The sequence below is a fragment of the Vibrio crassostreae genome (assembly GCF_041439375.1).
GTDB lineage: Bacteria > Pseudomonadota > Gammaproteobacteria > Enterobacterales > Vibrionaceae > Vibrio > Vibrio crassostreae_D.
Window position 1 is genome coordinate 46,196 of sequence record NZ_JBGONY010000022.1, and the last position, 20,798, is coordinate 66,993.

General features: G+C 42.5%; 19 protein-coding genes and 1 pseudogene. 17 read left to right on the plus strand and 3 right to left on the minus strand.

The genetic code is table 11. The features are described from left to right. Window positions 1-100 precede the first annotated feature (100 nt). Genes ACED45_RS11435 through modC form a run of 4 tightly spaced genes read left to right on the plus strand, consistent with a single transcriptional unit; the run spans window position 101 to window position 4,183 of the window. Window positions 101-1,579 carry a cobyric acid synthase gene (locus tag ACED45_RS11435; protein WP_371714076.1) on the plus strand — a complete coding sequence of 493 codons (1,479 nt, stop codon included), beginning with the start codon at window positions 101-103 and terminating at the stop codon, window positions 1,577-1,579. A gap of 43 nt (window positions 1,580-1,622) precedes the next feature. Beyond that, window positions 1,623-2,381, plus strand: coding sequence for a molybdate ABC transporter substrate-binding protein (gene modA / locus ACED45_RS11440; RefSeq protein WP_285954481.1), 759 nt, complete (start codon window positions 1,623-1,625; stop codon window positions 2,379-2,381). After that, window positions 2,382-3,080 carry a molybdate ABC transporter permease subunit gene (modB, locus tag ACED45_RS11445; RefSeq protein WP_146490443.1) on the plus strand — a complete coding sequence of 233 codons (699 nt, stop codon included), beginning with the start codon at window positions 2,382-2,384 and terminating at the stop codon, window positions 3,078-3,080. Further along, window positions 3,077-4,183 carry a molybdenum ABC transporter ATP-binding protein ModC gene (gene modC, locus ACED45_RS11450; protein ID WP_285954482.1) on the plus strand — a complete coding sequence of 369 codons (1,107 nt, stop codon included), beginning with the start codon at window positions 3,077-3,079 and terminating at the stop codon, window positions 4,181-4,183. Before modB ends, modC begins: the two co-directional genes overlap by 4 nt. A gap of 379 nt (window positions 4,184-4,562) precedes the next feature. Here modC and ACED45_RS11455 read toward each other — a convergent pair whose 3' ends face one another. Then, window positions 4,563-5,000, minus strand: a complete 438-nt coding sequence (locus tag ACED45_RS11455; RefSeq protein WP_004731036.1) for a DUF3069 domain-containing protein — start codon at window positions 4,998-5,000, stop codon at window positions 4,563-4,565. Window positions 5,001-5,131: 131 nt separating this feature from the next. Here ACED45_RS11455 and ACED45_RS11460 point away from each other — a divergent pair, with 131 nt between their 5' ends. Then, window positions 5,132-6,103, plus strand: coding sequence for a diguanylate cyclase (locus ACED45_RS11460; protein WP_171387816.1), 972 nt, complete (start codon window positions 5,132-5,134; stop codon window positions 6,101-6,103). 77 nt (window positions 6,104-6,180) lie between these two features. Then, a complete protein-coding gene (locus tag ACED45_RS11465; RefSeq protein WP_371714077.1) occupies window positions 6,181-7,212 on the plus strand; it encodes a Solitary outer membrane autotransporter beta-barrel domain in 1,032 nt (343 codons plus the stop codon). A gap of 32 nt (window positions 7,213-7,244) precedes the next feature. Here the strand turns inward: ACED45_RS11465 and ACED45_RS11470 are convergent, their stop codons facing one another. Next, a complete protein-coding gene (locus ACED45_RS11470) occupies window positions 7,245-8,486 on the minus strand; it encodes a GGDEF domain-containing protein (RefSeq protein ID WP_060981306.1) in 1,242 nt (413 codons plus the stop codon). A gap of 494 nt (window positions 8,487-8,980) precedes the next feature. Here ACED45_RS11470 and ACED45_RS11475 point away from each other — a divergent pair, with 494 nt between their 5' ends. From ACED45_RS11475 to ACED45_RS11515, 9 genes are all read left to right on the plus strand, one after another. After that, complete coding sequence (locus ACED45_RS11475) at window positions 8,981-9,349, plus strand: late competence development ComFB family protein (RefSeq protein WP_371714078.1); 369 nt, start codon at window positions 8,981-8,983, stop codon at window positions 9,347-9,349. Window positions 9,350-9,388: 39 nt separating this feature from the next. Next, entirely contained in the window at window positions 9,389-9,670 is a 282-nt protein-coding gene (locus tag ACED45_RS11480; RefSeq protein WP_060981308.1) for an HlyU family transcriptional regulator, read from the plus strand. A gap of 299 nt (window positions 9,671-9,969) precedes the next feature. Continuing rightward, complete coding sequence (gene pntA, locus ACED45_RS11485; RefSeq protein ID WP_123300859.1) at window positions 9,970-11,517, plus strand: Re/Si-specific NAD(P)(+) transhydrogenase subunit alpha; 1,548 nt, start codon at window positions 9,970-9,972, stop codon at window positions 11,515-11,517. 10 nt (window positions 11,518-11,527) lie between these two features. Then, on the plus strand, window positions 11,528-12,925 hold the full coding sequence (gene pntB, locus ACED45_RS11490) for a Re/Si-specific NAD(P)(+) transhydrogenase subunit beta (protein WP_060981310.1): 1,398 nt from the start codon (window positions 11,528-11,530) through the stop codon (window positions 12,923-12,925). 277 nt (window positions 12,926-13,202) lie between these two features. Continuing rightward, window positions 13,203-14,675 (plus strand): sensor histidine kinase VxrA, encoded by a 1,473-nt coding sequence (gene vxrA / locus ACED45_RS11495; protein ID WP_371714079.1) that lies wholly within the window; start codon window positions 13,203-13,205, stop codon window positions 14,673-14,675. Then, window positions 14,650-15,309, plus strand: a complete 660-nt coding sequence (vxrB, locus tag ACED45_RS11500; RefSeq protein ID WP_146490448.1) for a response regulator transcription factor VxrB — start codon at window positions 14,650-14,652, stop codon at window positions 15,307-15,309. The genes vxrA and vxrB overlap by 26 nt, the downstream gene beginning before the upstream one ends. Further along, window positions 15,309-16,196: a DUF2861 family protein gene (locus tag ACED45_RS11505; RefSeq protein WP_146490449.1), complete on the plus strand. Its 888-nt coding sequence runs from the start codon at window positions 15,309-15,311 to the stop codon at window positions 16,194-16,196. Before vxrB ends, ACED45_RS11505 begins: the two co-directional genes overlap by 1 nt. A 50-nt stretch (window positions 16,197-16,246) precedes the next feature. Next, window positions 16,247-17,395, plus strand: a complete 1,149-nt coding sequence (locus ACED45_RS11510) for a conjugal transfer protein TraF (protein WP_371714080.1) — start codon at window positions 16,247-16,249, stop codon at window positions 17,393-17,395. Between the two features lie 41 nt (window positions 17,396-17,436). Further along, on the plus strand, window positions 17,437-17,589 hold the full coding sequence (locus ACED45_RS11515; RefSeq protein ID WP_004731009.1) for a YoaH family protein: 153 nt from the start codon (window positions 17,437-17,439) through the stop codon (window positions 17,587-17,589). Between the two features lie 771 nt (window positions 17,590-18,360). Here ACED45_RS11515 and ACED45_RS11520 read toward each other — a convergent pair. After that, entirely contained in the window at window positions 18,361-19,668 is a 1,308-nt protein-coding gene (locus ACED45_RS11520; RefSeq protein WP_371714081.1) for a GGDEF domain-containing protein, read from the minus strand. A gap of 383 nt (window positions 19,669-20,051) precedes the next feature. Between ACED45_RS11520 and ACED45_RS11525 the strand changes: the two are divergent. Both ACED45_RS11525 and ACED45_RS11530 read left to right on the plus strand, forming a co-directional pair. Further along, window positions 20,052-20,240, plus strand: a pseudogene (locus tag ACED45_RS11525) (hypothetical protein); the annotation flags it as partial. 333 nt (window positions 20,241-20,573) lie between these two features. After that, on the plus strand, window positions 20,574-20,798 hold a 225-nt coding region (locus ACED45_RS11530), incomplete at its 3' end, for a hypothetical protein (RefSeq protein WP_371714082.1).

Below are 20,798 nucleotides of genomic sequence, written 5' to 3' on the forward strand. Positions count from 1 at the left end.
TCGGCAATGACGTTAAGATGGAGGCAGAGAAATGTTGCCTACAGCTAGAAATTGAAAATTAAGAAATTAAGAAATTAAGAAATTAAGGATTTAAGTACAAATGCGAGCACCATTAAGTGCCCTTATGGTTCAAGGGACAACGTCAGATGCCGGGAAAAGTGTTTTGGTGGCAGGTTTATGCCGTGTTTTGGCAAGGAAAGGAATCAAAGTGGCACCTTTTAAGCCACAAAACATGGCGTTAAACAGTGCTGTGACAAAAGATGGTGGTGAAATTGGTCGCGCTCAAGCGGTTCAAGCGCAAGCTTGTAATATTGAGCCAACCGTTCACATGAATCCTGTACTACTAAAACCTAATTCAGATACCGGCGCACAAGTGATTCTGCAAGGCCGAGCGCTGAGTAACATGGAAGCGACGGGTTATCATGATTACAAGAAAGTTGCGATGGATACGGTTGTCGATTCGTTTGATCGACTTTCTGAAGAATACGAAAGTGTAATGATTGAAGGTGCGGGTAGCCCAGCTGAAATCAATCTCCGTGAAAATGATATCGCTAACATGGGATTTGCTGAAAAAGCGGATATCCCAGTGATCATCGTTGCTGATATTGACCGTGGTGGCGTTTTTGCGCACCTCTACGGCACATTGGCTCTGTTATCTGAAACTGAACAAGCTCGCGTAAAAGGTTTTGTGATAAACCGCTTTAGAGGCGATATCGCACTTCTTCAATCTGGCCTAGAGTGGCTAGAGGAAAAAACTGGTAAACCAGTGATTGGTGTCTTGCCGTATCTTCATGGTTTTAACTTAGAAGCTGAAGATGCGATTACCTCTGCTCAAGAGTCTGACGGAGAAGCTAAGCTTAAGGTCGTGGTTCCGGTGTTAACCAGAATCAGCAATCACACGGACTTTGATGCGCTAAGACTGAATCCTTCAATTGATTTACGTTATGTCGGTAAAGGCGAACGTGTAAACAATGCAGATTTGATTATCTTGCCGGGTACAAAATCTGTAAGAGCAGATTTGGATTACCTAAAACAACAAGGCTGGGATAAAGATATTCAACGTCACTTGCGCTTAGGTGGCAAAGTGATGGGGATCTGCGGCGGCTATCAAATGTTAGGTAACATCATCCACGATCCTGATGGCGTTGAAGGTACGCCCGGCAGCAGTGAAGGGTTAGGGTATCTCGATACTGAAACGACTTTAACGCAACAGAAAACCTTAACTAACGTGCGCGGTACCATCACGCTGGATGGAAAATCAGCACAAGTAAAAGGTTATGAAATTCACGTAGGTAGGACTGATGTCAATGAAACAGCCTTACCGGTTCAGTTAGAATCTGGCAGCCTAGACGGCGCTGTAAATCAAGACAACTCGATTTTTGGTACTTACCTGCATGGCGTGTTCGACAACAGTGATGCGTTGTCGCTTATTTGCGAATGGGCAGGAGCCAACGATGTGACAGCGATTGACCACGAACAGCTTAAAGAGCTGGGTATTAATCGAATCGCGGATGCCATCGAAGAGTACTTAAATCTTGACCTGCTTTGGCCAGAATTAACAGCTTTGGCCGCCATTTAGAAGTTAGCTAAAGAACCTAAACGAACATAGATAAGTGATAACAATGAAAAAGCGAGTCTTCCTTTTAACCATGGCCTTAACTTCGGTATTGAGTTCTAGTCATCTTTTGGCTGCCGAAAAGCTACGAGTTTATGCTGCATCTTCAATGACCAATGCAGTCAACTTGTTGGTTGAAGAGTTTGAGAAAGACCATTCTGTCGATGTGATTCCTGTGTATGCGAGCACATCTTCTTTGGTACGACAAATCGAAAGAGGAGCACCAGCCGACATCTTTATCTCGGCAAATGAGAAATGGATGACGTACTTAGTCGATAGTAAATTGGTTTCTAGTGACAATGTCACAAATCTATGTGAAAACGAACTTGTGTTGATAGCCCCAAAAGAGACGTCGATATCACTGAGCCTGTCAAAAGGTGATCAATGGGCTAAACTGCTTACTAATGAGAGACTTGCTGTGGGCAATACCACTTCTGTTCCTGCGGGTATCTACGCTAAAGAGGCGTTAGAAACGTTAGGTGTATGGGACGATGTGAAGACTAGATTAGCACCAAGTAACAATGTTCGTATGGCCTTAGCTTTAGTAGAGCGCAGTGAGGCTAAGCTTGGTATTGTTTATAAAACAGATGCGCTGCTGTCTAAAGAAGTGAACCTAGTAAAGACGTTCCCATCAGATTTACATACGCCAATACGTTACCCTGTAGCGAGATTGAGCGATACAGTCGTTGCAGAAGAGTTCTATACTTTCCTTAATAGCGAAAAAGCGAAGGACACCTTGAACAGTTTTGGATTTGAAGTGCGTTAAATGATGTATTTATCGGAATACGAATATCAAGCCTTATTGCTGAGTTTGAAAGTTGCTGGGTTTGCCATCTTATGGCTTATCCCTATCGGCATTGGCTTAGCCTGGCTGCTTGCTAAGAAGCAATTTGTAGGCAAAAGTATTGTAGAGAGCATTGTCCATTTACCTTTGGTATTGCCACCAGTGGTCATCGGCTATTTACTGTTAGTGATGATGGGTAGGCAAGGCATTATTGGCTCGTGGCTCAATGACGTGTTTGGTATTGTATTCAGCTTTAGCTGGAAGGGCGCGGCACTTGCTTGCGTGGTTGTGGCGTTGCCGTTGATGGTTCGTTCTATCAGGTTGAGCCTAGAAACTGTAGACAGTAAGCTTGAAGAGGCCGCTGCCACACTGGGGGCTTCACCTGTTCGCGTGTTTTTTACGATCACTTTGCCCTTGATGATCCCTGGGATCATTACCGGCACCATGCTTTCATTCGCAAGAAGCCTAGGTGAGTTTGGTGCGACGATCAGCTTCGTTTCAAATATTCCCGGCGAAACTCAAACCATTCCATTGGCCATGTATACCTTTATTGAAACCCCTGGTGCGGAAATGGAAGCAGCGCGTTTGTGTATCATTTCTATTGTGATTGCCCTTAGTTCATTGATGCTATCTGAATGGCTTAACAAAAAGTCTGCACAGCGACTAGGAGGTAATGCATGAGTGCTTTGATCCTCCGGTATCAGCAACAGCTTGGTGAAACATTTTTTGATATCGATTTAGAACTGCCTAGCAGTGGCATTACTGCAATTTTTGGCCGTTCTGGTGCAGGTAAAACCTCACTTATCAATGCGATTAGTGGTCTTAAACAGCCAGATAAAGGTTTGATCAGCGTATCTGGAACCACTCTGTTTGATAGTCAAAATGGCATTAACCTGCCGACTCACAAACGCAATGTGGGCTATGTATTTCAAGAGTCACGCTTGTTCCCACACATGAAGGTAGGGGCTAATCTTAAGTACGGTATGAAAGGTGTTGATAAAGCGCACTTTGAACAAATTGTCTCGCTATTGTCTTTAGGTTCATTGCTTGATCGTTACCCTGCACGTTTGTCTGGCGGTGAGAAGCAACGAGTGGCGATTGGCCGTGCCTTGTTATCAAAGCCAAGTATTTTGTTAATGGATGAGCCATTGGCATCTCTCGACTTGCCCCGTAAGCGCGAAGTAATGCCGTTTCTGGAAAACTTATCCGAAAGCGTGCAAATACCGATCATCTATGTCACTCATAGCCTCAATGAAATTTTACGCTTGGCAAATCACCTTGTGATTATTGACCAAGGTAAAGTTATTTCATCGGGCGTGACGGAAGAGGTATGGGCATCGAGAGCGATGCAACCTTGGCAATCTTTCTCAGAGCAAAGCTCACTGTTTGAAGGAACATTAGCAGAACACAATGATGACTATGCGCTGTCTCGTTTAACGCTAGGTAAATCGACGTCACTTTGGGTTCAGAAAGTATCAAGCAAGCTTGGTGCTACGGTGAGGTTGCAAGTGAGGGCAAATGACGTCTCCATCACGCTAGAACAGCCAACAGGGACTTCGATACGTAATATCCTTCCAGTCACGATTAAAAGCGTAGAGACGCATCAACAAGGCACGAATAAGCAGAGTGTGGCTGTAGAGTTAGAATTGGAGCCTGGATGTTATCTATGGGCAACCATTACATTGTGGGCGCTTGATGAGTTGAACCTAGAAATTGGACAACGTGTTTATGTGCAAATAAAAGGTGTAAGTGTCGCTCAAAGAGATATCGCTGTAACACACTAAGTCCATACGGCAAGTTATCAAATTCTCGTGGCAAGGTATTAAGTTCACGCGGTGTTTTTCGTTCTTATTTTTATTCTATAGTTTGTAAAACTCGATCTTGATTCCATGAATGGATACATGCGTCATTTTTATACGGTATCACTGCCAGTTTTGCGCCACACTGTATGAGTGTTAAGGCATATTACTTATTTGTAGAATGTCAAAAGCGACACTGACAAGAGTTTCAGTGGCAAAAACACAAAGATATTGTGGGCGAAGCTCTCAAGTAACGAACAGAAAAGTAGCAGCCACAAAAAAGCCGCATGTTTTTAAATAACATACGGCTTAATCATTAAGTTTTCGTTAAACATTCAACCTAAATTTAGGTGCGATGAATAGCTTAGCGGATGAAAACTTCTTTGAAATCACGCTTCAAGATAGCATCGCGACGCGCTTTCTTGATTTGCTTAGCCATGTCTTTTACACAGTTATGTAAAATTTGGTCAAGCAGTTGAGCTCGGTACTCTTCTTTTTCTTCATCAGACATGCCTTCTGGAAGTTTAAGAGTAGGGAACTCTTCCATCATGTTTACGCCAGCAAAAGCTTGGCTAACAGAGATTAGAGCGTGGAACTGCTCAAAATTGTCCAAAACATTTTGTGCGCTTGCTGGAAGGCTGCTCCAAGTTTCACGCACTGCTTCTTCAGACACCTCATGAATAGAAGTAACCATGTTGTGCATCTCTTTAGGCACTTCATCAAATTCGATAACTTGGCGAAGCTCTGGTGAGATAGTGGTTAAATCGATTTCTTGTACTTCGTTGTTTGTAGCGTCTGACATAGTATTTCTCTTTAAAAAGAAACAATGCTAAAAAGATCTGTAAAAAAGTCAATATAATATAGAGATTAGGGCATGATTTAAGCTCAAATTTGAGCTACTTTGAATATTCAACACTAGATAAAGGTGATGTGATGATAGAAAAGGGATCTTCGATGCGCATATTGCTGGTTGATGACGTTCAACTAGACAGGATGCAACTTGCTATTCGACTCAAGCAGCTGGGTCATATTGTAGAAGCTGTCGGTAGCGGAAAAGAAGCCCTGAATGTTTATTCTGATTTTGATCCTGAACTTGTGTTGCTTGATATCAGCATGCCAGACATGGATGGTTTTGAGGTTGCTAACGAGGTTCGCAGGCAATTCCCAGAATGGGTTCCTATCATCTTTTTGAGTGGTCATGAAGAACCTGAAATGATTGCGAAAGCGATTGATGCAGGTGGGGATGATTACCTGATAAAGCCTGTGAACAAAGTTGTTTTGAATTCTAAGTTGATTGCGATGCAGCGTATCGCGCATATGAGGCGAGAGTTAAAACAGAGTACCGCCAAGCTCGAAGAGCTGAATATCCTCCTGCAGCAACAAGCCAATGAAGATGGCCTGACTAAATTGTATAACCGTCGATATATGGACACTAAGCTTGAAGAGAGCATAGCGTGGCATGGAAGACGTAATATATCAATGACAGTCATATTACTAGATGTAGACTTCTTTAAGCCTTACAACGATAATTACGGCCATATTCAAGGGGATAAGTGCTTGCAAGAGCTTGCTAATACCTTGAGGCTGCTTTTTGTTCGAGCGGGAGAGTTTGTCGGTCGCTATGGCGGTGAAGAGTTTGTTCTTATTTTAAGTGATACGGATAGTGATGCTGCTATGCAACAGGCGATACGTATAAAAGAAGCGTTACATGAAATGAATTACGTCCACGATTATTCAACGGTGTCCGATAGAGTGACAGCGTCACAAGGTGTGTTGTCATTTGTACCAGAAGGTGGTGAATCTATCGCCTCTATTTACGAAAAGGTTGACCAAGCGCTTTATCAAGCGAAACAAAGTGGCAGAAATACCTTTATACAACGCAACATTTTAGAGCTAGCACGTTAGTTGATGAGCTCTTTTAGATATTTGAATTTATACTTTACTAGCATTTGAGCTAGGAAATGCTTTAAGTGATAAAAGAAATGCCACATTCAAAGTCATTTTCTGTGACTAACACCTATTGGGCGCTTGCGGTTCCTCTATTTTTAACCGCGGCTCCTCTATTTTTAACTACAGTGTCAACCACCGTATATGCCAACTCCCTGTCTGATCTCTTCCGTAAGGAATTAGAGCAGCGCTTTGCTACCAGTGTATTACTTAATGATACTGATGTTTTTACCTTTGGTATCAATAATTTCGATCCAAATAAAGTGTTGAGCTTGGACAATGAAGATATTGGTTCGAATGATTCAGTGAGTCGCCGACAAAACATCACCTCCCTCAGTCTCCCTTATACATTTGAACTACCAAGTTACATTGAAGACAACCATCAAGAGGTAACGCTACGCCTCTCAGCGTTACGAATTGAGAATGATGTGGAATATGCGTCAACAATTAAAAGTGACTTTCAAAAAGAGTCAGTGATTTCTGGTTACGTGGCGTTTGCCAATGTGTCTCAACTTAACGAACACTGGAGTTTCAGCTCTGCAATTGGTAACCATATCTCATATTACCGTAATGACTTTGAATATCGTTCTTCACTGCTTGAACCTATTCAAGATCAATTGGACGGGCTCTATTATAATACTGATGCATGGGCATACATCATTGAGCCTAAGATCAAGCTGACTTTCGAAGACAAGAATGATTGGGGTAAATACAAGCTCAGTACCAGTTGGCACTACTTTAATGGTGTAGGTTGGGGAGAAGCCAATAACGGTGATATCGGAAACCCTGAAGGTTGGTATATCGCTAATGAGGCCAAGATTTTTTATGATCTAGTACGTTGGGATAAAAATATCACATCAATGTACTCAAGTATTAGAAGAATTGATATTGGCGGTGACACCGTGGCTTCTATGGGTACCACTTCTTACTATGAGGGCAGTGTAGGTTGGTTGCTTAATCCAAATCTATTTAATGAATGGGTCGATAATGTGGGAATTGGATTTACGATCAACTACGGAAGTAGTTTAAAAGGAGGGAGCTTAGTTATCTTCTTTAACCAAGATTAAGCTCCCTTTAGTCTAGTTATCAACACTTGCGTTTAGCTATCAACACATAGCTTGTTTCGACCAGTTTCTTTCGCTTTGTAAAGCGCTTTGTCGGCAAGCTTTAATACTTCTTCAGGGTGTTTGGTCGTCGTGCTATCAGACAGTCCAATGCTTACTGTCACATTTACTACTTCCGATGGTTTGCCGTTCTTACCACGCTTTTTCATACCCACTTCATGATCATCAGGACGCTCGTGGCTATTACGAATCGTCATGTCGTAGTTCTGAATCTCGGAAATCAAAGTTTGAAGGTGTTCTTTAACTTGTTCCGAGTATTTGCCTTTAAAAATGATCGTGAACTCTTCACCACCATAGCGATAAGCTTTAGCTCCACCCGTGGTCTCTCTCAATATACGTGCTACTAGCTTCAATACGTCGTCGCCAATGTCATGGCCGTACGTATCGTTAAATTTTTTGAAATGATCGATATCAACCATGGCCATTGAATACTTACGTCCTAGATGCTTCATATCCACTTCTAAGGCATGTCGGCCAGGGATGTTAGTCAATTGGTCATTAAAGGCCATATCGTGGCTGGCAGACATCACATAAACGATGATCAAAGTGCCTGATAACGAGAACATTGTGCTAGAGATATATTGCACGTCAAAGAAGATGAACGTACAAGAAGAAAGCAAGATTGCGCTATAAACGACAACATCAATAGAGCGGTTATACACCAACACAAGAATGGCTGTAAGGCCAAGTAAGCAAAGGCTATATAACACTAGAACCAAAGGCAGTTTTGAGAAATCTCTGACAACAAAAAGAAGGCCTTCACTCCATGATTCAAACCCACCAGCATGGAAGTGAGAAACGATCAATTGTGCCCAAACCATGAAAAGAACCAGAACGATCGCGTAGAGGAGCATGGATTTTGAGTTTACGCCGTTGTCAGGAAATGCATACACCAATAAACAGGTTACAGGAACTAATGCCGCAAGAAGCGATAGTTCTAACAAAGTCGTTCCGGTATTAAGAGGCGTTTGTAAGCGAACTTGGATGATCAGGTATGCTACTAGCATGGTTGATGACACCATGGCCATACGCCCTTGTCTGAATGTATGGCATAGTAAAACGGCAACGCTCAATAGGATATATGGAAGGTTGCTAGCAAACCCTAAGTTTGAATCCGTCACAAGAATGACGTTGTTCATACCAGCGAGTATAATTGCCAATAAAAATAGGGGGAAGCAAAATCGAAACATGCTCGACGTTACAAAAGAAGATGCCATTTATTTGGTGAGCCTAACTATACTGATGATCTTATAATTTAATTTTATACGTAGGATACGGTTAAACAAGCGATTGCCAAGCTTTTTGCCTAAATCAGAGCAAAAACATAGTCATAGGTCGCTACTGGTGCAACTCTTTTTATATGTATTTGAGTTGCTATTAACCATAGAACGAACTACATAGTATATATGAGAAATAAATTAGTCGTTATATATACTTAACAAAATCTTGGTGGTTCTTGCTTGAGGCTTAAAGTCGACATGATGACTTACAATCGAACAACGAAAAATTTGTAACGAAGTTAGGGGAAGTTCGCTATGTTGTATTGGTAAATCTTATCTGCGTTGTAGAAAGTTCAACTATGGAAAGAACCTAGTTACAGAAAGCTGCTCAATTGAATTCTATTAGCTCTCTGTAGCCGCTAGTCAGGACTGCATGAATAAGCTCAGAAACGACTGCTATTAGAAAAAACTGCTACAAATGGAGGTGTGGTATGCAAATTAGTGTTGATGTACATAACTATATGGAAACTCTGGTTGGTCATGTTTTGGCTACCGAGGAATATGTGTCTAATTATACCAACGAACAGCTGGCTGATCTTGCGTGCTTGTCTTTAGGGCAGCTTAAACCTATTTATATTCGTTTCGATATCGATTTTCTTTCGGCATTACCAGAAGACAAACTGGTGCTCTATAAACGAAATAGTGAGATCGCAGTCAAGAATGCGGAAAGCATGATTATTGACGATAGAAGACGCGAACGTGACGACAATGTGCCCGTTATATTTAGTCAACACAATTTTGATGAAGATGTAGAATTGCAATGGTATGAAAAGCCATTGTTGAACCGTAAACACTCATGATAGTTTAGGGTTAATACGGTCATTTAAGGAGTATAAAACGTGGGATTTTTTTCTAGATTATTTGGTGGCAAAGAAAAAACCGAACAAAAAGTAGAGATTGAACCAATCGAATATAAAGGCTTCAATATCTATCAAGATGCCATTGCAGAATCTGGTCAATACCGTGTTGCTGGGCGAATCGAGAAAGAATTCGATGGTGAAATCAAAACCCACCGTTTCATTCGTTCAGATGTTGTTTCAAACAAACAAGATGCCGATGAATTGATGCTTAAAAAATCGCAGATGTTCATCGACCAAATGGGCGACAATATATTTAGCTAACCAATTAGGGTTAGAATTGATGTTGGTCATAATTTAGAGAGCTTTCAGTGTATATGCTGAAAGCTCTTTTTAGTTTTAGGGATAAAGAACAGCTAGAAGGTTGTTATTTAAAGGATTATTTGCAAGTGGTTTGACCTCTTTGTTCGAGAGGCTCGTCATTTCTTCAAATGAAGCGCTCAAAATCCATCCAAATCGTTATAAGTAATAACTTTTCCTGTTCTTTGAACAAAACGCTTGAAGTATTAGTTGTCGTTAGATACAAACGAATAAGTCATTGTGCCAATAGTCAAGGAATAGCTATGCAAATTGGTGTACCAAGAGAAACACTCGCAGGTGAAACGCGAGTCGCTGCTTCGCCGAAATCGGTAGAACAGCTTCTAAAATTAGGATTTGAAGTTTGTGTTGAATCACAAGCAGGTGCGTTAGCAAGTTTTGAAGATGCAGCTTATGAACAAGCTGGAGCAAAAGTTGTAACCGCAGATGAAGCTTGGAAATCCGATATTATCTTTAAAGTTAACGCTCCGATCGTTGACGAGTCTAAAAATGAAATCGATCTACTTAAAGATGGCGCAACATTGGTCAGCTTTATTTGGCCTGCTCAAAATCCAGAATTAATGGAACAATTGTCCAGCCGTAACATCAATGTGATGGCGATGGACTCTGTACCTCGTATTTCAAGAGCTCAAGCGCTAGATGCATTGAGTTCTATGGCTAACATCGCGGGTTATCGTGCTGTGGTTGAAGCGGCGCATGAATTTGGTCGATTCTTCACGGGTCAAATTACCGCTGCAGGTAAAGTTCCACCGGCAAAAGTACTGGTTGCTGGTGCGGGTGTTGCTGGTCTAGCGGCAATTGGCGCTGCGGGTAGTTTGGGTGCGATCGTTCGTTCGTTCGACGTTCGTCCTGAAGTTAAAGAACAAGTCGAGTCTATGGGCGCTGAGTTCTTGGAAGTCGATTTCAAGGAAGATACCAGCGCGGGTGATGGCTACGCAAAAGAGATGTCTGAAGCATTCAACAAGAAAGCGGAAGAGCTTTATGCGGCTCAAGCGAAAGACGTTGACATCATCATTACAACGGCACTGATTCCAGGTCGTCCGGCACCTAAGCTGATTACTAAAGAGATGGTAGACAGCATGAGTGCAGGTAGCGTTATTGTTGACCTTGCAGCTGCGAATGGCGGTAACTGTGAATACACGGTTGCAGATCAAGTGATCACAACCGCTAATGGCGTAAAAGTTGTTGGTTACACCGATATGGTTGGTCGACTGCCGACTCAGTCATCTCAGCTATATGCCACTAACCTAGTCAACCTACTGAAGCTGCTATGTAAAGAGAAAGATGGCAACATCAATATCGACTTTGAAGATGTCGTGCTGCGTGGCGTAACTGTGGTTAAAGAGGGCGAAGTTACTTGGCCTGCGCCACCAATTCAAGTGTCAGCTCAACCACAACAAGTTAAACCTGAAGAAGCTAAAGCTCCACCGAAGGTTCAACAACCTGTGTCTCCAGTCAAGAAAGTCGCCGGCATTGCAATTGCGGTTGGTGCTTTCGCTTGGATAGCGTCGGTTGCTCCTGCTGCGTTCTTATCTCACTTTACCGTTTTTGTTCTCGCTTGTGTGGTGGGTTATTACGTAGTTTGGAATGTAAGCCATTCTCTGCATACGCCTCTGATGTCCGTGACAAACGCGATTTCAGGCATCATTGTAGTCGGTGCACTGTTACAGATAGGACAAGGAAGTGGCGTCGTCACGTTCTTATCATTTATTGCCGTATTAATTGCAAGTATCAATATCTTTGGTGGCTTTACTGTGACCAAACGTATGCTTGAAATGTTCCGTAAAGACTAAGGAGTAACAGATGTCTGAAGGATTAGTACAAGCAGCTTATATTGTTGCTGCTGTATTCTTTATAATGAGCTTGGCTGGGTTATCGAAACAGGAATCTGCACGTGCAGGTAACTATTACGGTATCACAGGTATGGCAATCGCGTTGATCGCAACGATCTTTGGCCCTCATTCTGCAGGTATTGTATGGATCATCATTGCTATGGTGATCGGTGGTGGTATTGGTATCCACTACGCAAGAAAAGTAGAAATGACTGAGATGCCTGAGCTGGTGGCAATTCTGCACAGCTTCGTAGGTATGGCGGCGGTACTTGTGGGTTATAACAGCTATATTGATCCACCTGCTGCTGTTTCTATCAACCCTGCAGATATTCACGCAGAGCACGTTATCCACCTAGTGGAAGTGTTCCTTGGCGTGTTTATCGGTGCGGTGACGTTTACAGGTTCTATTGTTGCGTTTGGTAAGCTTCGCGGCGTTATCTCTTCGTCTGCATTGAACATCCCTCATAAGCACAAGTGGAACCTAGCGGCTATCGTTGCTTCTACATTGCTAATGATTATGTTCGTTAAAGCGGACGGCAGCATGTTCGCGCTTATGGTGATGACACTTATCGCATTCGCATTCGGTTACCACCTAGTGGCATCGATTGGCGGCGCAGATATGCCAGTGGTTGTCTCTATGCTTAACTCTTACTCTGGTTGGGCAGCGGCGGCGGCAGGTTTCATGCTTGCAAACGATCTGCTTATCGTAACAGGTGCATTGGTTGGTTCGTCAGGTGCGATTCTGTCTTACATCATGTGTAAGGCGATGAACCGTTCGTTTATTAGCGTTATTGCTGGTGGATTCGGCCAAGAAGTGGTGGTGTCTGATGGCGATGAAGAGCAGGGTGAACACCGCGAAACATCAGCTGAAGATGTAGCTGACATGTTGAAAAACTCAAAGTCAGTCATCATTACCCCAGGATACGGGATGGCTGTAGCTCAAGCTCAATACCCAGTGCATGAAATCACTGAGAAGCTACGAGCGCAGGGCATCAATGTTCGATTTGGTATCCACCCAGTTGCGGGTAGGTTACCGGGTCACATGAACGTACTCCTTGCTGAAGCGAAAGTGCCATACGATATCGTTCTTGAAATGGACGAAATCAACGACGACTTAAGTGAGACAGATACTGTATTGGTTATTGGTGCAAATGACACCGTTAACCCTGCTGCGCTTGAAGATCCAAACAGTCCAATTGCTGGAATGCCAGTACTTGAAGTTTGGAATGCTCAGAACGTTATCGTATTCAAACGTTCGATGAATACGGGTTACGCAGGTGTACAAAACCCATTGTTCTTCAAAGAGAACACGCAGATGCTGTTTGGTGATGCGAAACAGAGCTGTCTAGGTATTCTAGAACATCTATAGAAAGCACTTTGTGTGACAACTAAAAAGGAGCTCGTTGAGCTCCTTTTTTTGTTCTCAATAAGTTGCTTTACTCAAAACTAATAACAAGTAGGACGTGGAAACTGACGCAAAACGTGTTCGAATGATCGTTGGATTAATCCACTAAACTTGTGAGTACGCTTGTGCAACACAATTCTAATATGATGCTATTTATTGTTATAACTCGCCATTACTATTGTTTTTCATGCGGTTAAAAATTTATCTTTGATAGCGAATGGTATATATTTGTTTGATCTATATGAATTTGCGTCGGTTTGTGATCATCAAAAGAACATTTACTCTTCTTATCGCTACGTTATCTGTGTCTGCAAACGCATTTGCTGACTCTTTGCCTGAGCGTATCGATAATTTCACCAAACTTTTTGATCATGAAACCGCAATCGAATCTTATGATATTCGAGTGCTGCAGGCTGATTATCCAACACGCTTGATCATGCCGTCTTCTATGTTGCCACAAACTGCAGAGTATCCGTTAAAAGACATCCAGCGTTTATATCAGTTATCAAAAACGTGTAGCGGAAAACTACCGTTAAGCCCTTTGATTACAGAACCCTTGGTTTTTACTCGTGCAATGTGCAAAGGAACCAAGCTTTCTGATCGCTGGTTTAGCCGTAGTGGTTTGATTCACCCTGGTGGGGGGTCTTATGCGGCGAGATATGTAGAAAAATATCCAGACAAGTTCGACTCTCTGAAACGTTTTATGCATATTCAAGAGCGACCAAACACAGAGCATGATGAACTTTTATCTCGCCTACAAAACATGGACAGTGAGGCCATCACAGCACTATTAGCAGGTGCGAGCATGTTTGTAGAGCTTGACGAAATGTGGGTAAAGCGCGGCGACAGATATTACCTGTACAAAGAATCAGTTTGGAATGAAAACGCAACACTTTCTGGTTTATCGTTCAGTTTGTCTTCGGAAGGTAAAAGTTGCTTCGTACAACGCGGCAATGTGTGTTGGGAAATAGAAGATCATTCAGAGCTTCTGCAAGTTGCCATGTTTATCTTGGTGATTGCCAACATCATGCTTGTTTTGGGTTGGGCGATTTACCGTTGGAACAGTAAGAAACAAGAGATGAAGAGCCGTATGCTGGTTCTTCAAATTCTAACGCACGAATTAAGAACGCCGATTGCGAGTTTGTCATTGACGGTTGAAGGGTTCAGACGAGAGTTCGAACACTTGCCTGAATCAGTATATGATGAGTTTCGTCGGCTGTGCGAAGATACGCGCCGTTTGAGGCAGTTGGCAGAAGCAAGCAAAGACTATTTGCAATCAGACAACCAACCGTTGGCGACAGAGTGGGTACCAAGTGTGGAGGAGTGGCTTCAATACAAAGTTGAAGAAGACTTTGCTCCAGGTATAGAACTTCGCGTAAACAAAGATATTGCTGCAAAAGTAAACGTATATTGGTTAGGAACGTGTATCGACAACCTGATCAGAAATGCCGTGAAATACGGTGTAGCTCCAGTGATACTAGAACTGAATACTTCTGACAAGAAGCTGACATTCAAAGTTATAGATAATGGAGACTTGTCTCGCAAAGATTGGGGGCAACTAAGAAAGCCATTCGTAAGTAAGAGTGGACTCGGTTTAGGTCTGACGATAGTTGAATCTATGGTCGGAAAAATGGGCGGTCACATGACGCTTATCGGCCCCCCAACAACATTTATTTTGGAGATACCTTGTGAAACAGACATTGCTTCTCGTTGAAGATGATAAAAATTTAGCTGACGGTTTATTAGTTAGCCTTGAGCAAGCTGGATATGAATGTTTGCATGCAGAACTGATCTCTGAAGTTGAAGGCTATTGGGAGCAAGCGGACCTAGTTATCCTAGACCGTCAACTCCCAGATGGTGACTCAGTAGATTCGCTTCCAGGTTGGAAGAAAAAGAAAGATATTCCTGTAATCCTGCTAACGGCTCTTGTGACAGTAAAAGACAAAGTCGCGGGCTTAGACTCAGGTGCGAATGATTACCTCACTAAGCCATTCGCAGAGGCTGAGCTTTTTGCTCGAATTCGAGCTCAACTTCGCCTACCAGACGCTGAAGAACAAGACGCATCAAAAGTTGTCGCTCAAAACCTTATTATTGATAAAGCGACTCGTGAAGTGTTTTTCAACGAGCTAGAAGTCACCTTAACTCGTACTGAGTTTGACCTACTGCTGTTTTTGGCAAGTAATCTTGGTCGTGTTTTCACACGTGACGAGCTGCTTGACCATGTATGGGGTTACAACCATTTCCCAACAACACGTACAGTAGACACCCACGTTCTGCAACTAAGACAGAAATTACCGGGTCTAGAAATCGAAACGCTACGTGGCGTTGGTTACAAGATGAAAGCGTAATGAAAAAAGTCTTACTTCCACTATTAATCTTGTCTTGTGTAGCTAATACCACGCAAGCAGCGGATTGGTTCAAGAGTAGTGATGCTCTGACTCAAGTACATAAACATCTATTAGATAATGATTTGCCTCAGATGTTTGATTCATTAGTGGAAGTTTGGCAAATCAACTCTTCTCAATCACGCGAAGATCACCTCAATGAACTGTTCGATCAAGCATTGAACAAAGATTGTGGAAAAACCCTCACTAGAAAAACACTTCCTGATTGGATCAGTTCTGTAATCGTTAAAAGACACATCATTCAAAGCCCTGGTCGAGATACTTTTCGTGTCGCGATTAATGTTGAATCCGATAATAACATCCAAGATATAACTCTTGAGAGGTGGGTCGATAAGATCGTTTCTTCGGATAGTGAACTCACTAAAGAGAGTGAAATGGTAAATAACGCATCGGTGAGTTTATACCGCAAGCGTTACAATTTGCCATCTCAGCTTGAATCAGGCTTGTATCGTTTAAGTGTGAAAGGCGATGGCGGCAACTCTTGGAGCACTTGGATTATTCTTGGCGAAGTAGCCATGCGTCAGCAAGTTCGCTGGTCGTCAAAAGACACGTGGCGTATTGATAAAAAAGAGCTGCTGAACCCATATTGTCCACTCCCTAAGCTAGAAATTGGTTTGTACGATTACGTCGACGAGCGCTATGAGCAGGTATGGGGCAAGAGCTATGAATCTGATTATCCGATGAACCTGACCGGCGAAGAGCTTCCAAATGATCGCTATGTTTTAGCGGTTTCAATGGTGCATTCACGCTGGCAAGGGGACATAGCGATAGAACAAGCACAAACTATCAGTAAAACTTATGATATTTCTAGCGAAGAAGAGTTAAAGTAATTTAAAATTGTGCCGTTAACTATGTAAGGGATCTAACAAAGATAAACGGCATGAAAAATACAACTAAACTACTCGCAGCATCAATTGCATTCGCCAGTCTTCCTCTTTCAGCAGCAAATTACGCCATTGAAGCGCGTGGTGATGCTATGGGTGGTGTTGGTGTTGTTTCAGCAAACTTCCTAACCGCTCCATTCTATAACCCGGCACTTGTTGCTATTTATCGTCGTAACGATGATATGGGCATGATTACGCCAAGTTTTGGCGGTAGCTATAATGACCCTAACGATATGAAATCGAATATCGATAGCGTCGTTGATGCGTCAAATACCGCAGACTTAGATGCAGCGCTTAATAAACTCGATGGTAACCAAGCTAATGTAGAACTGGGTGGTGTTGTCGCGTTTGCTCTGCCTAATCAGTTTGTTGCTGCAAACCTTTTCGCGAAAGCCTACACAGAATCATTTGCGACACCTAACGTTTACACGACAGGTTCAGATGAAGACAAAGTTGAACTGTCTACTGTTGAAGCTGTTTCTATCGGTGTCGCAGAAGTCGGCATTTCTTTAGCAAAATACCAAACTTTTATGGGCCAACACATCTCATTTGGTATCACACCTAAGATCCAACGTATTTACACATACAACTATGTCGCGTCGGTTAATGATTACGATCTGTCTGACGTTAGAGAAAACAGTGATGGCGACACTGCATTTAACATGGATGCTGGTGCGCTTTGGTTCTTCGGCCCGTTCCGAGTCGGTGTTGCAGCAACCAATTTGATCTCACGAGACATCGAAACCAAAGATACGACGAGAACGTTAACCAGCAGCACAAGTAGTGCGACACACCAAGTTGGCGGTAAATACACTTACCAACTTGAACCGGTTTACACCGTTGGTGCAGGCATCGTATCGGATTACTTTTCGTTTAGTGTTGATTACGACCTAAATGAGACTGAGAAGTTTACTTCGTTTGATGATAACGAACAGATGATTCGTGTTGGTACTGAAGTTGATCTTCTGCGTCAGCTTAAGTTAAGGGGAGGGTACTACAAGAACCTAGCTTACTCTGATTCGGAAGGAACAGTCACAGCCGGTATTGGTATCTCACCACTTAACTTGTTCCAGTTAGATCTAAGTGCGAACTACACAAACGAAAATGCAATGGGTGCTTCAATCAATTTCCTTGCTAGTTACTAACAGTCCTTATATAGTTCTGCTCCTAAATAAAGGAGCAGAGCATGCTAAACGACTTACCAACCCTTTCTCACGAAGAACAACAGAAAGCTGTTGAACGAATTCAAGAAATGATGACTCAGGGCATCAGCACAGCACAAGCTATCAAAATCGTTGCTGAGCAAATTCGTGAAGAAATGAGTAATAAAGAAGAGTAGGGCATCAGCCCTTCTTTTTTAACACCTTAATGCACTATAACTAAATATATTACCCTCTAGTAGATTATCTCGTACATACCCACTCTTTAGTTACCCTAAATTCCGACCTAATCAAAACCCTTAAATCTAGCTTATTCAGTAAGTTACAGCGGAGTAATCCACTTTATAAGCTTTTTTCGGTTTCTATTTGTAATTAAATTACAGTAAGATCTGAAAGCAAAACAATTGCCATTTTAGGTGTCAGTATTTATGTCACCATGTCTAAGTGGTTCAATATATGGCGTTTTTTAAGGCTAGTGACGTTGTGACTTCTGTTTTTAGCGGATACGAGTGTATGAATGTTCACAAGCAGACAAATGAGGATTTCATCTAAAAACAGTGCGAGATAAGTAGCGACGGTAATGTTCAAAACCGATACCGCGAGTGACTGACCACCGCTTAGAGCAAGCTTTACACGCTATACGTGACTGCAAGAACAAGTGCTTAGGAGAAGCTTAGAGGCGTAAAGAAGAGCTGTTTATAGAGCGATTCAGGAACGATAAGTATCAACCTGAGAATGCTATTGATGGCGTTATTACAGATGGTGTTATAGCAGATGGTGAGAGCGCGCTTATAGGCATACGAATCGATTTGAGTTCTGATGAGACAGCAAAGCTTATGGGCTTGTTTAGTCAGCGGTTAACAATTTGATGGGTGCTTAAGTGGAGAGTAGATATCGACTGGGTATTAATGGCTTGTTGATTGAGTAGCTGCGGTCCAGTCTAGCGAGCCTTAATAAAACGTAACGACTTGGTTTCGTCCGTCGTCTTTCGCTTGGTAAAGTGCCTTGTCTGCACGCTTGATGGCAGCACGTATCGATTCATGCTCCTTAAGCTGCGTTACTCCGGTCGAAGCCGTGACTTTAAGCGCTTTAGGCCAAGGGCTTTGCTCCATTGCTAAGTAAAAATTATCGATAGATTCGTTACACTGTAGCGCAGTTTGTTCCAGGTAAACGAGTAGAAACTCCTCACCACCCCAGCGATAAAGCAAGTACTGCTCACCAAGGCTCTTGTTCGCCGTTGCGACAAACTGAATAAGTACTTTGTCACCCACTTCATGGCCATGTTGATCATTGATCTGCTTAAAATAGTCTAAATCAAACAACGCGATGTGAATCGTTTTTCCTTGTTGCGCCAACCATTCGAAATCATAGAAGGTATCTAACGCTTCGGTTCGGTTTCTACATCCGGTCAACGGATCGGTTGTGGCCTTTACCTTTAGCTCTTCAATTTCTTGGGTTAAATGGCGTTGTTGCTGTGCTGAACGCGTTTTGTTTCGTTGTGCAATATGTAAAGCACAAGCGACATAGTAGATCGCGTATATCACCCATAGTCCAACCAATAGCTCACCTAGCAAAGCCTTGCTGATGATTTTACCGTGGAACACGATACTCGAGATGTTAAGTGAATGATGCCCAGCAAGCGTGCTGGCACCAAGCCCGAGTTCAACAGATACCGCGTTCGTAATGTCTACAGCGCTATCAGAAACAGGGCGGTTATAATGATCAATCCACCAGAAAGGAACATTGAAGTAGTTTAAGTCGATGTGGTTTTTATCTGGTAATGAGAAGTCTAAGCGATTGAACTTGTTCGACATAGCATCGCCTTTCACGCTGTAATTCTTGTCGTAATTACGAATGTAGAAGCGAAACCTTGGGTCTTCTTGGCCTTGGTAATCCATATTAATGGTGACCGAATCGAACGTAGAGAGAGCGAGCCCTTTACCTTGTGTCGATATAACGAACTCAATTTCGCAGAAGGGCAAGCTATAGGTTCGTTCAAAGTCACACTGTAACTCAATGCCATCTTTTGATCTGTGTAACGAGCCTGCGGTGCCACCGTCGTGGTCTCTGTCTGTGTTAACGCGTGTAGGGTATTTGTCTGGGCTAATGATGTAGCTCTTGTTCATTAGTTTATCAAAAGAGAATAGCGACAATAGGGTGATTGCCAGGCAAAAAATCGAGAGGAATATGTTGAGTTTGCGGAATGCTTTGTCGCTCATGATATTAATCCGTACACGTGATTCAAACCTAATGCGCAATGCCTTAAAGTTGGCGCAATCGGAGATTAGAGTATTAGCATTGATAAAATTGCTATACCCAGAACTGATCCAGAATTGACGGTTATACAGGAAAGCGAACCATTAGACCAAATTCAAGTTTAAAAATTGAACGCAGACCCTTGATTCTGAATGTTATTTGCTCAATAAGTGCGGTTTTTACGGGGGTAATAATTTAACTGTATATTTATACAGTTAAATTTAAAGTGGCTCGGTTTGTGTAATCAGAGCGGTGTGTGTGAGCTTTATGGCTTGCTGTGATAACGAGGCACGACGCCACAGCTAATTGGGGGGAGTGAGAATATGTTGCAGTGTCACTTTCTGGAGCTCAGTTTTATCGAAACACTTTGTTAGCTATGTAAGCCTTCTTGTCTTTCATTTTGTCTTTCATCCCTAATTACGCGCTATACGTCGAGCAAGGGTTCGATGCACTGCAGAACATCCCCAACCCTTACTGGTTTGTAGTCGGTGCCGTTGTTGTCGATACGCTAGGCATGCGTGCCATGGTGCGATACCTACTTGAATACTACGCATCACGATGGAAAACGAAGTGATGGCGTATCTCGAGGCGTTAATCATTGCACTTATTACAGGTTGAGTCTCAAGCCTTGGCACGATTGCGGCTTTGAAAACAGACATCAACTGGATAAAACGAGTACAACAAGACCAAGAGCAACGGATACGAAAATTGGAGGATCCTAATGGCTAGAAAGGTTACAAATACCGGGCCTTTGTTCCAAAAAATTATCCTTTTGTATATCAGTGATAATTATAGTAATTGCACTATAATTGGGACCTATAGCACAAAAGTTGCATATCATGCGTTGAGATATGAGTGTAAGGTATCATATTACCCTTAATCCCTTATATCGAGCATGGAGAATGAAGTGAAGCAAGAACCTTTGAATCTTGTTCCTGTTAAAATTCAGGAAGTTGATAATATTAGTATGGGTGTCCTACCTAACGGTGAGACGTTTCTTTCACTTCAAGGTTTAGCCAAATTTTGTGGTTTGGCGCCTAGTTCAGTGATTCAATTGGCACAAGATTGGTCCGCGGGCAGGGCGCGAGCATACTTTGATGAATTTATAATCCAAAGAACACTCGGGCTCGAT